We start from the raw sequence: 14,202 nt of genomic DNA, 5'->3' as shown, positions 1-14,202 counted from the left end.
GCTAAAAAAGTGAATACATTATTTTCAACTTACAGTTTATTTTATAATCATCATTTTATTACTAGAGAAATATTAACAGTAAAAAAATTTATTAAGATAATGGAGAAACTAAATGCAAAAGATAGATTATAAAAAAGAATATCGTGATTTATATTTACCAAAAAGAAAACCAATGGTAATTGATGTACCGCCAATTACTTATGTAACGGTTTTAGGTAAAGGCAATCCTAATACTAGTAAGGAATATCAAGAAGCAATGGAATTATTATATGGCATCTCATTTACGATTAAGATGTCAAAAATGACTAATAAACCGATCCCAGGTTATTTTGAATATGTTGTTCCACCGTTAGAAGGTTTATGGTGGACCAAAGATAATAATGAAAATTTAATGGGCAATAAAGATAATTTTTTATGGAAATCAATGATTCGGTTACCAGAATTTGTTGATGAAACAATATTTGCAGAAGCAAAAAAGCAATTAAAAATTAAAAAACCATATTTAAAGATTGAAAAAGCTAAATTTGAAGTAATCGAAGAAGGAAAATGTGTGCAAATTATGCATGTCGGCAGTTATGATCAGGAAAATGAATCAATTTTAAAAATTGATCAGTTTATCCAGAAAAATCATTTAGAAAAAGATTTTTCTGAAACGAGAAAACATCATGAAATTTATTTAAGTGATCCGCGTCGTTGTAAAGTAGAAAATTTAAAAACAGTTATTCGGATTCCGGTAAAATAATTTACAATTCTCTAAACTGGTGATAAACTATTACTTATTTGGAGGAACAAGATGAAAATTGCAGTTTATAATTATCGAGAATTTGATGAAGGAAAATATTTTAAAAAATTTGCGAAAGCTTATAATGTTGAAATTGTCAGAATTGATGAAACACCAGATATACATAACGCTCATTTAGCTAAAGGGTGTGTTGGTGTTAGTGTCATTACTACGGCGATTACTAGAGAAATTATTGCTATCTGGCATGAAGTTGGTGTCGAACATATTTCAACTAGAACAATTGGGTATGATCATATTGATTTATCGGCAGCTAAAGAGTATCAAATGACTGTCAGCAATGTTACTTATTCAACTGCTAGTGTAGCTAATTATACAGTAATGATGATTTTAATGGCGCTTCGCAAAATGAAAATGGTCATGTTACGCTCTTTAGGATTTGACTATTCTTTAGAAAATAGTATTGGGATGGAACTTGAAAATAAGACAGTTGGTGTCGTTGGAACTGGTGCCATCGGTCAAAAAGTAATTCAAAATTTAAGTGGTTTTGGCTGTTCGATCTTAGCTCATGATCCCTTTGAAAAAGAAGCCGTAAAGCAATATGCCAATTATGTGAGTTTAGAAGAATTGTTTAAACAAAGTGATATCATTACTTTTCATGTCCCATCTTTAAAAGATACTTATCATTTAGTTTGTCAAAAAACAATTGAACAAATGAAAGATGGCGTAATTATTGTTAATACAGCTAGAGGCAGTGTTATTGATACTAATGATTTAATTAATAATTTAGAAAATGGTAAAATTGGTGCCTGTGCTTTAGATGTCATCGAAAATGAGTTGGGTTTATATTATAATGATTATAAATATAAAGTTATTGGAAATCATGAGTTATCAATTCTTCGGGATATGCCAAATGTTTTATTAACACCACATTTAGCCTTTTATACCAATCAGGCAGTTAGTGATATGGTCGAACATTCATTGTTAAGTATCATTAATACTAAATTGAAAAAAGAAAATAAGTTTAAAATTATTTAATTTAGGTATTGTTGTTTAAATTATGGTTAAACTAGATTGGGTGATATAATGAAACAACAAAATAAGCAATCTAAAAAATCTGCTGGTAATAATGAGTGGGTAAGTAATCCTAAACATTATGCAAATAGTAATGACCAACAAAATTAATCAAAGTAAAAAGAAACTGATTTTTCAGTTTCTTTTTTGAATTAGTTCATTTGCTCTTGCATCTTTGTTAATGCTAGATCGATTCGTCTTAATGTTTCTTCTTTCCCTAAAATATGAGCGATTTCAATTGCGCCTCCTGGTGTAAAGCTTTTAAAAGTTAAAGCAACGCGAAGTGGGAACATGATTCGTCCATTTTTTACTTCTTTTTCTTTAGCCAGATCAACAAATAATTGATGTAATTTTTCATCATCATCAAAATCATTAAAATCAATTAAAACATCTTTGATCCATAACAAGGCTTCTAATGAGTTTTCAGGTGTAGTTTTCATCTTTTTATTTCTAAATAATTCAAGATCAAATGGACATGGTTCGTTAATAAAATCAATCATTTCTTCAATTTCAGCCAAATAGGAAATTCTTAATTGTAATACTTTGCTTAATTCTAATAAATCAACATCACGGTTAATTAATTTTTGATAATAAGGCATTACTAATGAATGAAAATTTTCTAATGGCATCTTTCGCAAATAAACACCATTTAGCCATCTAAGTTTTTCAATATCAAAAATTGCTGGAGCTTTAGAAATTCTTTTAACATCAAATTTTTCAATTAATTCATCTAAAGTAAAAATTTCATCTTCACCCTCAGGAGCCCATCCTAACAAAGCTAAATAATTAATGATTGCTTCATTTAAATAACCTTGTTTAACTAAATCTTGATATGAAGCATCACCATTACGTTTTGATAATTTATGAGTTTCATCTTTCATTACCGGAGGTACATGAATATAGGTTGGAATTTGCCAAGAAAAAGCTTGATAGATTAAATTATATTTAGGCGTGCTCGCTAAATATTCATTACCACGAACAACATGAGTTATATTCATTAAATGATCATCAACAATGTTGGCAAAATTATAAGTTGGATAACCATCACTTTTTAATAATACTCCTTCATCTAAGGTATCGTTATCAACAGTAATTGATCCATATACTTCATCTTCAAAAGTTGTAGTTCCAGGATTGATTGTTTGTCTAATTACATAAGGTTTTCCTTCTTCAATCATTTTACGAGCATCTTCAATGGAAAGATCATGACAAGGATCTTTTTGATTATCCCCTAAATGATCACAAAAACAATAATGAGCACCGTTTAATTCGACTAAACGATGAGCATATTTTTGATAAATTTCTAAACGCTGCGATTGTATATAAGGACCACATGTTCCCATTTTATCAGGTCCTTCATCATAATTTAACCCCGTATCTTTTAAAGTCTGATAAATAACATCAATCGCACCATCGACTTGTCTTGATTGATCGGTATCTTCGATTCGTAAAATAAATTGTCCATTTTCTTTTTTAGCAATTAAATATTCATATAATGCAGTTCTTAAATTTCCAATATGCATAAATCCGGTTGGACTTGGTGCAAATCTTGTTCTAATTTTCATAAAAATCCCTCTTATCTCTTGTAATTTAATAAAAAAAGTTATAGAATAGTATTTGTTGTTGGGGTGTAGCCAAGCGGTAAGGCATCAGACTCTGAATCTGACATTTCCCTGGTTCGAATCCAGGTACCCCAGCCATTTTTTATTGAGTAAAATATTTAAAAGTGAGTTAAACGACTCACTTTTTTTTGGATAATTAAAAGAAGCAAATTTTACTCTCATTTTACTTTCAAATTTAAAGATGACATAAAAATTGTGGAAAATGTAAAATACCAAATACACTTATTGTTGATTGAATTTAGATTTTTCTACACATTTTACATAAATTCCACAATTTATTGATCTTTTGGTAGTCCGTAGGGGGTTCGAACCCCTGAATGCTAGGATGAGAACCTAGTGTGTTGACCACTTCACCAACGGACCATGTATATATCATAGCACTTTTTTTTATTTATTAAAGAAAAAAATATGATTTTCCATCATATTTTTTCATCTTCATCAATAAACTCATATCCAGAATGACGATCGTCCACCATTTTTGCAATTTGAATTTTATAATCAAGATTTTTTTGATAATTAAAGGCAAAGATACCAGCATATAAAGTATCTAAGATATATTTAATTGATGTTGTAGTGGCAAAATCACCAATTTTAGTTAAGATCATTTCGCGTGATGACATTCTAAGAGTAACATCGGCAAGCTTCGATAAGTTATTATCGGCAATACTAGTAATCGCGATCATTGGTGTTTTTTTATGTTTTAAAATATTTGCAACTTTAATAATATAATTAGTTTCTCCAGAATAAGAAATTAAAATAGCACAGTGATTTTCATTGCTCATGGCTGCTTGAACATTAGCATTACCAGGTAAATGACATATATTTACATTTTTATGCAAATAGAATAATTTAGCTTTAAATTCTTCAGCCAATAGCAAATTATTAGAAACACCATAAATATCTAATTCTTTACAATCACGTAAATATCGTAAAGCTTGTTGTAAATCATCATGTTTAATTAAAGACATCGTATCTTGAAGCGTTTCGATTTCTAATTGACCAATATTATGAGCAATTGTCATAATATCATCGCTAACTACAAAAGGAATACTGGCATCAATGTTTTGTTCTTTAAATAAATATTCTAATTCATTAATATAAGCTTCTTTAAAATCATTCCAGCCATGATAACCTAATTTTTTTGCAATCCGCACTAATAAGGGCGGGGATGTAAAAGTTGTTTTGGCGATACTGTTGGCTGACATATTTTTGATTTTTAGACCTTGATCTAAAATATAATCAATGATAATAGCTTCACTGGCAGAAAAATGGGTTTGTTCAATTTTATGGATTAATAACATTTTGACCTCTTTTGTTTAAAAAAGCAGGCTAAGCTGCTTTATCTAAAATATTTAACTTTTGTAGCATCATAGGTATTGATCAATGGTTTCTTTTCATTACTGTAACCAATAGCTACAACACCAACAGGATATTGGTCATCAGTTAAATTGAAATATTGTTTAAATTTTTCAATTCGCTCATCTACTGGAGCAATGCCGCACCAGCAAGTACCTAATTCTAGGTGAGTTGCTTCAATGATCAAATTTTCAATTGCAGCAGCACAGTTGATCAAAGCATATTCATGATTAATCGCTTTTTGCATATTGGCATAAACTAAAATAGCTACTGGAGCTTCTTTCATCATCGTTGTATATGGTGAAAGTTCAGTCATTTTATCTAATGCATCACGGTTGGTAATGACCATAAACTCCCATTCTTGAGTGTTTCTTGCCGTAGGAGCATTCATAGCAGCTTCTAAGATAATATCTATTTTTTCCATTTCTACTGCTTTGTCTTGATATTTACGAATACTTTGACGTGTTTTTATTGCTTCTAACATATTTTCTACCTCACTTTTGTATTTATTATACTGTTTATCTTTAAAAATTACAATTTTGTGATGATATTTTTTTATAATTAGTTAATTTATGATATATTTATTTTAGAGGTGAGCATCATGATTGAAGTTAAACATAGTGAAATTAAAATACCCGATCAATATCGCTGTATTGTAATCAGTGATATTCATAGTCATTTAGATCGCTTTATCCAGTTATTAAAAGAAGTTAATTATTGTTTAGATGATTATTTAATTATTCTTGGTGATTTTATTGAAAAAGGAAATCAGGCTTTAGAAATGATTGATTATTTAATGAAATTGCAGGCTAAAAGTAATCGTGTCTATGTATTGCTTGGAAACTGCGAATATGCAATTGAAAAAATTGTTACTAATGAAAGTTACGCTAGTCATATTGTTCATTATTTAAATCATGTTGGCAAAGGTGGTTTAATTCGTCAATCTTTATCAGCATTACAAATTGATTTTCATCAATTTTCACCAACTTATCTACAAAATATCTTAAAAGAATATCTTAAACCATGTTTTAAATATTTTAAGACTTTGCCAACTAGCTTAAAACTTAATAATTTTATTTTTGTTCATGCCGGGATTGAAAAACGTCAGGATTGGCATAATTCAAGTTTAAGTTCATTAATTGAAATACGCACTTTTTTACAAGATGGACACTGTTTAGATGAATATGTTGTCGTTGGTCATTTACCAACTTCAAATCAACATGAAAATAAAATTAATAATGATATTATTATTGATCACGAAAAAAGGATCATTTGTATTGATGGCGGGACAGGAGTTAAATCAATTAGTCAGTTAAATGCTTTGATCATTGATGGTAATGGTGATGAATTTAGTTTATCTACTGCCTATGTCCAGCCACTGCCTTTATATCAGGCAATTGTTGATATAAAGGTTGAAGATCAGCCGGTTCATAAAGTGGCTTGGCCCAGTTTTGAAGTTAAAATTATTAAAAAAGGAAAAAACTTTACCGTTTGTCGCCAATTAGAAACAAATCAGATTTTTAAAATCAAAAATGAGTTTTTGTATACCAAAGATAATAAAATATTTTGCTTAGATGATTATGTTGATTGTATGGTTTCTTTAAATAAGGGGCAAGTAGTTAAATTGATTGGTATTTTTGATCCGTATGCTTATGTAATCAGTGATCAAGAAATTGGCTGGGTCAAATATCGATATTTAAAAAAAGTGGAATAAGCAAAAAATAGTCAAATTGACTATTTTTTGTTTGCTTCTTTAATTTTATTCATTTCATCTAATTGATGTTGAGTTTCTTTAGCTAACTGTTCTTCCATTTCATCAGTATTTAAACGATGTTTTTTTACTTCTTCTTTTGGAGTTCCAAAGATTTTAGTAAAAGATTCTTCAGCTTCTATTTCAATTTTACGTTTTAATTCATTTAATTCATCAATTTTAGCTTTATAACGAGAAATTTCAGCATCAACAAGTGATGTAACTTCTTCTTTTGATAATGGTTGTAAATCTTCATGAGCAATTTCTTTACGATCAATAAAATATTTCTTCAATGATTCAATTGCTTTTTGATTAATTTTTTTAGTGTCCATAATATATACCTCTTTCTATATTTTTTAATCTATCTATAAATAACCTGTTTTTAAACAAGATTATTGACTTAATTTAGCTGCTTTTAATTGATTGACAAAATTAATTTGATGTTGTTTTTCAGCTTGCAGCATTTCTTTATATTGGTTAAATGAAAGTGTTTTTTGTGAATTTGATGGAGCTAAAATTTCTTTATCCAAATTACGCCAAGAATTTTTAGCTTCAATATTAATGTTTTTTCGTAAAACCTGCAATGTTGCAATTTTACTTTGACGCTTTTGAACTTGCTGCTTTACTAAATTAGTAATTTCGTCCTGACTCAATTGTTTTTTTGATGATTTAACAATATTACTTGAATGATCATCATTAAAATATTGATGTAACGAATTAACAGCTTGTTGATTAATTTGATCTAAATTCATCTTAACTTACCTTCTTTCTTTGTTTACGGGCATATCATAATCACAAATAATCAAATAAGCTAGAGATAAATGTTAGTTTTTAATAGTATTAACACTTTTTTTGACTGGTTAATAATTTTTTTGTAAATATTATTAACAAAAAATAACTAAATTATTAAAAAAATGTATTATAATAAAACAAAGGCAGGTAAGATTATGGAAATTAGAACATTAAAATACTTTTTAGCTGTTGCTCGTGAGGAAAATATAACTAGAGCGGCTAAATTTTTACATATAACCCAACCAACTCTATCAAGACAGTTAATGCAATTAGAAGAAGAATTAAATGCGCAGTTGTTTATTCGTGGCAAAAGTCGGATTACGTTGACAGATGAGGGAATGTTACTTAGAAGAAGAGCTGAAGAAATTGTTGATTTGGCAGAAAAAACGGAAAAAGAGTTTTTAGAATATGATAATTTGATTACTGGTGAAATTTTTATTGGTGGAGCAGAAACTTATGCAATGCATATTTTAGCTAAGGTAATTAAAGAGTTTAAAGAAGAATATCCCCAAATAAAGTATCATTTATATAGTGGTAATGCTGATGATATTAAAGAAAAGATCGATAGGGGATTATTAGATATTGGATTATTAGTAGAACCAGTAGATATTGAAAAACATGAATTTATTCGTTTAGATTATCAAGAAGTTTGGGGGATTTTAGCCCCTAAAGATAGTCCGATTGCAAATCAACAAACTGTTAGTCCAGAAGATTTAATAGATTTGCCATTGCTTGGCAGTCGGCGTTTAATACTTCAAAATGAACTGTCTAACTGGTTTGGTGATGATTACGAAAATCTAAATATTATCGCAACTTATAATTTGATTTATAACGCTGCAATTATGGTTGCTGAAGGAATTGGTTATGCCATTACATGTCAAAAAGTTGTTAATAATTTAGATGATACAAATACAGTTTTTATTCCTTTTGCACCAACTTTGAAAACAGGAATTGTTTTGGTTTGGAAAAAGCACCAGGTGTTTTCACCCGCAACAACAAGATTTATTGAAAAATTGAAAAACACGTTAAAAAAATAATGCTTTCAAAGCATTATTTTTTATACAAAATTGGTATTAGACATATTTGTATTTGAAGATTACAATATAGGTGTATTCAAAAGTGATAGATGGAGGTGACCCAGTGAAAATAGACGAAGTATGTAAGAAATTTGAGATTTCTAAATCAGTTTTATTAAAGATTGAACAGGCTGGTTATTTTGATGAAGTTAGAAAAATTAATGGCAGTATTGACTATCAAGACCACGATATTGAAAAGTTAGGTTTGATATTGGCACTAAAAAAATTAGGGTTATCACCCAGAATGATCAGCAAGCTTTTAGAAAAGAAGAATCAAAATGAACAGTTACTAGTTTTAAAACAGCAACGTCAAAAAATCCTGGATGATATCCATTTACAACAAAAAAATTTAGATACGATCGATTATTTTATCTATCGCTTAAAAAATGAAGGAGATTTATATGGAAGCAAATGAAATCTATGAATTATTAAACAATGATGATGATCAACTAAATGATGATCCTGAATTAAAAGAAATCATGAATCATTATTTATATCATGATGTATACCGTCATGGCAGTCTAGATTTAAAATTAAAACTATTAGTTGCTATCGTGGCTAATACGACAACCCATACAATGACGACTTTAAAACAATTAGTAGTAGGAGCATTGAATGCAGCTGTTGATCCAGTGGCAATCAAAGAAGCGATTTATCAATGTACACCGTATGTTGGTTTAGGAAGAGTAGAAGATGCTTTAAATGTTGTCAATGAAGTTTTTAAAGCTAAAAACATAGCCTTGCCGTTAGAAAAACAAGGTACTGTTAATTTAGAAACAAGATTTGAAAAAGGATTTGATGTTCAAAGTGAAGCTTTTGGCCGTGATCATATCCAGGCTAATCATGACAATGCGCCTGCTGAATTAAAACATATTCAAAACTATTTATCAGAATATTGTTTTGGTGATTTCTATACTCGTAAAGGTTTGAATTTACAAACTAGGGAAATGATTACCATGGTCATGCTGGCAAGTCTTGGCGGTTGTGAAAATCAATTACGTGGACATGTTCAAGCTAATCTTACAGTTGGAAATACTCGCGATCAATTACTTGAAGCAATTACTCAATGTCAGCCATATATTGGTTTTCCAAGAACATTAAATGCAATTGCAATTATTAACGAAGTTACAAATAAATAGGAGGAAATAAAGATGAGTGATTTTAATAGTTTATTTAAAAATGGTGAAGAAAATACTGGATTTGCAAAATATTTTATTGGAACTAGTTTTTTAAATCCATTAGCTAGAAGTAATGGGGTAGGCGTTGCTAATGTAACTTTTGAACCAGGATGTCGTAATAACTGGCATATTCATCATAAAGGTGGACAAATCTTATTAGTTACTGATGGTAAAGGATGGTATCAAGAATGGGGTAAACCTGCTCAAGAGTTAAAACCTGGTGATGTTGTCAACATTGCTCCAGAAGTTAAACACTGGCATGGTGCTGCTAAAGATTCTTGGTTTGCTCATATTGCAATTGAAGTACCAGCAAAAGATGCTTCAAATGAATGGTTAGAACCAGTAGAAGATAAAGATTATTTAGCTTTATAGCAGTGATTATAAATTGATGGATAAAAGACAGTATCTAATTTAATTAGTACTGCCTTTTTGTTATCGAAATTAGTTTATTGAGGTGGTAAAGATGAAGAATACGATTAAATTATTTTTAATTATAACATTAATATTTTCTTTAGCAGGATGTAGTTTTTTAAGTGATGATCAAAACACAGATAAATCTACACAAAACACAGAAAATACAATTTCAGCCGACAGTAGAGTATTAATTGCTTATTTTTCTTGGGCAGAAAATGCAATTTTAGCTGATGATGTTGATGCAATAGCTTCGCCTAGTGTTATTTCACCAGGAAATGTACAGCAGTTAGCTGGATGGATTCAGGAAAAAACTAATGGTGATTTATTTTCAATTCAAGTAACTGACCCTTATCCTAGTGATTGGGATGATTGTTTGGCTCGTGCCAATCAAGAACGGGGTGATGACTTACGCCCTGAATTAGTAGCTAATGCTACAAATTTAGAAACTTACGATGTAATTTTTTTGGGTTATCCTAACTGGTGGTATGGGGTACCAATGGCATTGTTGACATTTTTGGAAAATAATGATTTATCAAATAAAACAATTTATCTATTTTGTTCCCATGGAACGGGTGGACTTGCTAATAGCGTTGATATAATTGAAGAAGCTGTTCCTGAAGGAAATATTTCGGATAATATTTTTGATTGTTATGAAGAAGATGCCCCAAATTCTCAAACAGAAATTGATAACTGGTTAGCTGAATTAGGTTATTAAGCAGGAAATTTAAATGTTACAACGATTAAAGCAAATAATTGCTGTATTAGTGGTAATATGCTGTTTAATTAGCGGGTGCACTGTCAAAGATGAATCACCAAAATTTGAAAGTTCTTTCTTTGCTATGAATACATATATGACATTTACGGTTTATGGAAATAATGGCGAAACAGTTTGTAAAGCTGCCAAAAAGAAAGTGCAGGAATTAGAGCGTCTTTGGTCAGCGACAGATCCAACAAGTGAAATCTATGCAATTAATCATAGTGATGGTAAGAAAACAAAAATTAGCCGGGAAACTAAAGATATTCTTTCTTTTACGCTAGAAATGGCTAATCAGACTAATGGAGCATTAGATCCAACTATTTATCCGATTCTTTGTGCTTGGGGCTTTACTACTGATAAAAAACAGGTTCCTAATCAACAACGAATTGAGGAATTACTTGAATTAGTAGATTATAAAAAAATCAAATTAGATAAAAATCACGTTACGGTTTTTAATGGTGTTGAACTTGATTTAGGGGCTACTGGTAAGGGCTATACGGCTGATTTAATTGTTGAAATGATGAAAGAACAAGAAATTCACTCAGCATTATTTAGTCTGGGTGGTAATATTCAAGCGATTGGCTCACGTCCTGATGGAAGTAATTGGCAAATTGGAATTCGCAATCCTCAAGGTCAAGGAAACTTAGGAATATTAGAAATTAGTAATGTGGCAGTAGTTACCTCAGGAAGATATGAAAATTATTTTGAACAAGATAATAGAATTTATTGCCATATTATTGATCCAACAAGTGGATATCCGGTCAATAATGGGTTGCAGACAGTTACTATAATTGGTCAAACCGGACGTTTATGTGATGCTCTTTCAACTGCATTATTTGTAATGGGGCAAGATAAAGCTGAGGCTTATTGGCGTAAATTCGGTGGATTTGAAATGATCTTAATTACTGATCAAAATGAAATTTTTTTAACAGAGGGCATTGTTGATCAATTTACTTTAAAAAATGAAAATATTAAATCAGTACAGGTGATAAAAAAATGAAACAGAATAAATGGCCCTTTATTTTATGTGGATGTTTTTTAGTGATAGGAATCATTGGCAGTATTATATTGTGGCAAAAAAGTAATAGTAATATAGTAGAAATAGTTCAAAATGAAAAAGTGTTATATCAATTAGATCTATCACAAGATGATCGAATCTTAGAAATTGAATATGAGGGAAGAGTAAATATCATTGAAATTAAAGATCATCGTATCCATGTATTAAAAGCTCAATGCCCAGACAATACATGTGTTTCTATGAGCTGGTTAGAATCAGCGCCTATAGTCTGTTTACCAAATCGACTAGTAATTCAGTTTAAAAATGATTAGATTATTTTTAAATGTCTTTTTAGGTTAATGATAAATAATAAAATGGTGATGGTATGATGAATGTGAAAAAGCTTACTGAACTTTCTTTACTTACAACAATAGCTTTAATAATTTTTGTTATTGAACTTCAATTACCAAATTTTATTGCTATTCCCGGTGTTAAACTTGGACTTGCCAATATTATTACCGTTTATGCTGTTTATAATTATAAAGGCAAAGAAGTAATGATGATTGTTATTAGTCGCATTATACTTGGCTCAATTTTTAGTGGAAATATTATATCATTATTATATAGCTTAGCTGGTGGTACTTTATGTTTGTTGGCAATGCTGTTTTTTAAACACTTTATCTTACCAAAATATCTTTGGTTAAGCAGTGTTTTCGGTGCTCTTTTCCATAATATTGGTCAGATTGTCATGGCATGTTTAATTTTAGGAAACAAAATGATTGTATATTTGCCTTTTTTATTAGTTTCAGGATGCATCGCTGGGGTAATTACAGGAATATGTGCACAATTGATTATAAATTATTTAAAAGATAGAAAAGTTTTATATGACTAATAGGTTATGGAAGCTGTTTTGACAGCTTTCTTTTTTTTGATTTTAATTATAAGATGAAGAATTTTGTTGATTGGTGGAAAGATATTGATAAAAACTGCTATAATAGTAGTATTAGAGGAGGGCAAATTAATGCTTTGCGATTACCATGTACACACTGAATTCAGTTTTGATTGCAATTGTTTAATGGAGGATATTATTAAAATTGCAATTGAAAGAGGGTTAGAAGAAATTTGTTTTACTGATCACGTTGATTATGGAATTAAAAAGGATGTTGATGATCCTGATTTTATTGAAGGTAAAGATGATAGTAATGTTAATTATCCGTTGTATTTTCAAAAAATCGAATATTTAAAAAAGAAATATTATCAAAACATTACGATAAAAAGAGGTTTAGAATTTGGGGTTCAAGTTTCTACTATTGATCAATTTAAACAGCTTCATGATCGCTATGATTTAGATTTTATCATTCTTTCAATTAATCAACTAGAAAATCAAGAGCTATTTAAACATAATTCAGATAAAAAATATAGTGCTTTACAATATTATCAAGAACTACTTAAAGTTATCAAAAAATATCATGATTATAATGTTATTGGTCATTTTGATTTAATCAAAAAGTGTTGTCAGGATGAATATTCTATTTCTAAATATCAAGATATTATAACTGAGATATTAAAACAAATTATTGCAGATAATAAAGGAATAGAAGTCAATTTGTCATCGGTAAAACAAGATGGTATTTATTTAGTACCGTCTATCAAGATTTTAAAAATGTATCATGATTTAGGGGGTAAGATTATCTCAATTGGCAGCAATAGTTATGAAATGAATCAAGTAGGTATGTATATTGAGGAAATGAAAATGGAATTAAAGAAAATCGGTTTTAAGCATTTTTGTACTTTTAAACAAATGCGACCAATTTTTCATTTGTTATGATTTAATGAGGTGAAAAGATGAGTGATAAAGTAGTTCAAGTTACTAAAACAATTGAAGATAATAAAACTATTTATCAAATTGTTTATGAACATTTGTTAGGTGAATTAGTTATTTGGAATAATTTGATTGTTGAAGAAAACATTATTGATCAAATTAGTAAAAATCAGTGTTATTATTTACATTATCCAATCGGTAAAGACGATGATCAAAAACAAATATTGACTAATTTTAAACAACTGTTAGTAAATTTTAATCAACAAAATAATGAAATTAAACCAGACCTATCATCAAGAGAGATTTTGATTTGTTGTTCTAGCGGTCTTACTTCAAGTATGTTTGCATTAAAATTAAATGATTTTTGTATTCAAAAAAATTGTCATATCATTTCAATGCGACAAGTATTTTTGATCAAGAAGCATTAAATCAAGAATACGATCTAGTTTTAATGGCGCCTCAGGTTCAGCACTATTCAAAGGGGCTGGCAAATAAATTTAATCAGCGTATTTTAGATATTGATGCTAAAGATTATGGTCAGTATAATTGTAATAATATTATTGCTTTAATTCAGGAGATTTTTCTATAATTCTAGGAGTTTAATTTCTTTTTACGTGAATTTGTT

Annotated in this window: 20 protein-coding genes and 2 tRNA genes; 16 read left to right on the top strand and 6 right to left on the bottom strand. The window is 29.4% G+C overall.

The genetic code is table 11. The annotated features are described in order from the left end of the window. Positions 1 to 9 precede the first annotated feature (9 nt). Genes J7M77_RS14975 through J7M77_RS14965 form a run of 3 tightly spaced genes read left to right on the top strand, consistent with a single transcriptional unit; the run spans position 10 to position 1,777 of the window. Positions 10 to 132, top strand: coding sequence for a YoaP domain-containing protein (locus J7M77_RS14975; protein ID WP_296880013.1), 123 nt, complete (start codon positions 10 to 12; stop codon positions 130 to 132). Further along, positions 113 to 742, top strand: a complete 630-nt coding sequence (locus J7M77_RS14970) for a GyrI-like domain-containing protein (RefSeq protein ID WP_296880011.1) — start codon at positions 113 to 115, stop codon at positions 740 to 742. Before J7M77_RS14975 ends, J7M77_RS14970 begins: the two co-directional genes overlap by 20 nt. A 51-nt stretch (positions 743 to 793) precedes the next feature. Further along, positions 794 to 1,777: a D-isomer specific 2-hydroxyacid dehydrogenase family protein gene (locus J7M77_RS14965; protein ID WP_296880009.1), complete on the top strand. Its 984-nt coding sequence runs from the start codon at positions 794 to 796 to the stop codon at positions 1,775 to 1,777. A gap of 188 nt (positions 1,778 to 1,965) precedes the next feature. On the opposite strand, the gene gltX is transcribed toward J7M77_RS14965, so the two are convergent. After that, a complete protein-coding gene (gene gltX, locus J7M77_RS14960; RefSeq protein ID WP_296880007.1) occupies positions 1,966 to 3,378 on the bottom strand; it encodes a glutamate--tRNA ligase in 1,413 nt (470 codons plus the stop codon). A gap of 59 nt (positions 3,379 to 3,437) precedes the next feature. On the opposite strand from gltX, the gene J7M77_RS14955 reads away from it, so the two are divergent. After that, positions 3,438 to 3,513: transfer RNA gene (locus tag J7M77_RS14955), tRNA-Gln, on the top strand. 209 nt (positions 3,514 to 3,722) lie between these two features. Here the strand turns inward: J7M77_RS14955 and J7M77_RS14950 are convergent. From J7M77_RS14950 to J7M77_RS14940, 3 genes are all read right to left on the bottom strand, one after another. Then, positions 3,723 to 3,798, bottom strand: a tRNA-Glu gene (locus J7M77_RS14950). A gap of 56 nt (positions 3,799 to 3,854) precedes the next feature. Further along, positions 3,855 to 4,736, bottom strand: coding sequence for a MurR/RpiR family transcriptional regulator (locus tag J7M77_RS14945; RefSeq protein ID WP_296880005.1), 882 nt, complete (start codon positions 4,734 to 4,736; stop codon positions 3,855 to 3,857). Between the two features lie 38 nt (positions 4,737 to 4,774). Next, positions 4,775 to 5,275 (bottom strand): nitroreductase family protein, encoded by a 501-nt coding sequence (locus J7M77_RS14940; RefSeq protein WP_296880004.1) that lies wholly within the window; start codon positions 5,273 to 5,275, stop codon positions 4,775 to 4,777. Between the two features lie 117 nt (positions 5,276 to 5,392). Between J7M77_RS14940 and J7M77_RS14935 the strand changes: the two genes are divergently transcribed. Continuing rightward, positions 5,393 to 6,505 carry a metallophosphoesterase gene (locus J7M77_RS14935; RefSeq protein WP_296880002.1) on the top strand — a complete coding sequence of 371 codons (1,113 nt, stop codon included), beginning with the start codon at positions 5,393 to 5,395 and terminating at the stop codon, positions 6,503 to 6,505. A gap of 20 nt (positions 6,506 to 6,525) precedes the next feature. On the opposite strand, the gene J7M77_RS14930 is transcribed toward J7M77_RS14935, so the two are convergent. Both J7M77_RS14930 and J7M77_RS14925 read right to left on the bottom strand, forming a co-directional pair. Continuing rightward, positions 6,526 to 6,873, bottom strand: coding sequence for a hypothetical protein (locus tag J7M77_RS14930; RefSeq protein WP_296880001.1), 348 nt, complete (start codon positions 6,871 to 6,873; stop codon positions 6,526 to 6,528). Between the two features lie 60 nt (positions 6,874 to 6,933). Next, positions 6,934 to 7,293, bottom strand: a complete 360-nt coding sequence (locus J7M77_RS14925) for a hypothetical protein (RefSeq protein ID WP_296879999.1) — start codon at positions 7,291 to 7,293, stop codon at positions 6,934 to 6,936. Between the two features lie 195 nt (positions 7,294 to 7,488). Between J7M77_RS14925 and J7M77_RS14920 the strand changes: the two genes are divergently transcribed. The 11 genes from J7M77_RS14920 (at position 7,489) to J7M77_RS14870 (ending at position 14,166) form a co-directional block, all read left to right on the top strand. Then, positions 7,489 to 8,370, top strand: coding sequence for a LysR family transcriptional regulator (locus tag J7M77_RS14920; protein ID WP_296879997.1), 882 nt, complete (start codon positions 7,489 to 7,491; stop codon positions 8,368 to 8,370). Positions 8,371 to 8,473: 103 nt separating this feature from the next. Continuing rightward, positions 8,474 to 8,824, top strand: coding sequence for a MerR family transcriptional regulator (locus tag J7M77_RS14915; RefSeq protein ID WP_296879996.1), 351 nt, complete (start codon positions 8,474 to 8,476; stop codon positions 8,822 to 8,824). Continuing rightward, positions 8,811 to 9,548 (top strand): carboxymuconolactone decarboxylase family protein, encoded by a 738-nt coding sequence (locus J7M77_RS14910; protein ID WP_296879995.1) that lies wholly within the window; start codon positions 8,811 to 8,813, stop codon positions 9,546 to 9,548. Before J7M77_RS14915 ends, J7M77_RS14910 begins: the two co-directional genes overlap by 14 nt. A gap of 12 nt (positions 9,549 to 9,560) precedes the next feature. Continuing rightward, positions 9,561 to 9,959 carry a cupin domain-containing protein gene (locus J7M77_RS14905; protein ID WP_296879994.1) on the top strand — a complete coding sequence of 133 codons (399 nt, stop codon included), beginning with the start codon at positions 9,561 to 9,563 and terminating at the stop codon, positions 9,957 to 9,959. Between the two features lie 91 nt (positions 9,960 to 10,050). Further along, entirely contained in the window at positions 10,051 to 10,716 is a 666-nt protein-coding gene (locus tag J7M77_RS14900; RefSeq protein ID WP_296879993.1) for a flavodoxin, read from the top strand. A gap of 13 nt (positions 10,717 to 10,729) precedes the next feature. Next, entirely contained in the window at positions 10,730 to 11,758 is a 1,029-nt protein-coding gene (locus J7M77_RS14895; RefSeq protein ID WP_296879992.1) for an FAD:protein FMN transferase, read from the top strand. After that, on the top strand, positions 11,755 to 12,087 hold the full coding sequence (locus J7M77_RS14890) for a NusG domain II-containing protein (RefSeq protein WP_296879991.1): 333 nt from the start codon (positions 11,755 to 11,757) through the stop codon (positions 12,085 to 12,087). Before J7M77_RS14895 ends, J7M77_RS14890 begins: the two co-directional genes overlap by 4 nt. Positions 12,088 to 12,143: 56 nt before the next feature. Then, a complete protein-coding gene (locus J7M77_RS14885) occupies positions 12,144 to 12,647 on the top strand; it encodes a Gx transporter family protein (protein ID WP_296879990.1) in 504 nt (167 codons plus the stop codon). Positions 12,648 to 12,776: 129 nt separating this feature from the next. Beyond that, positions 12,777 to 13,583, top strand: a complete 807-nt coding sequence (locus J7M77_RS14880) for a histidinol-phosphatase HisJ family protein (RefSeq protein ID WP_296879987.1) — start codon at positions 12,777 to 12,779, stop codon at positions 13,581 to 13,583. A gap of 17 nt (positions 13,584 to 13,600) precedes the next feature. Further along, entirely contained in the window at positions 13,601 to 14,005 is a 405-nt protein-coding gene (locus tag J7M77_RS14875) for a hypothetical protein (protein WP_296879985.1), read from the top strand. Between the two features lie 23 nt (positions 14,006 to 14,028). Then, complete coding sequence (locus J7M77_RS14870) at positions 14,029 to 14,166, top strand: hypothetical protein (RefSeq protein WP_296879983.1); 138 nt, start codon at positions 14,029 to 14,031, stop codon at positions 14,164 to 14,166. The last annotated feature ends 36 nt before the right edge of the window (positions 14,167 to 14,202 follow it).

The sequence above is a fragment of the Thomasclavelia sp. genome (assembly GCF_017889095.1).
Classification (GTDB): domain Bacteria; phylum Bacillota_I; class Bacilli_A; order Erysipelotrichales; family Coprobacillaceae; genus Thomasclavelia.
This window is presented reverse-complemented; position numbering and strand designations above follow the sequence as displayed.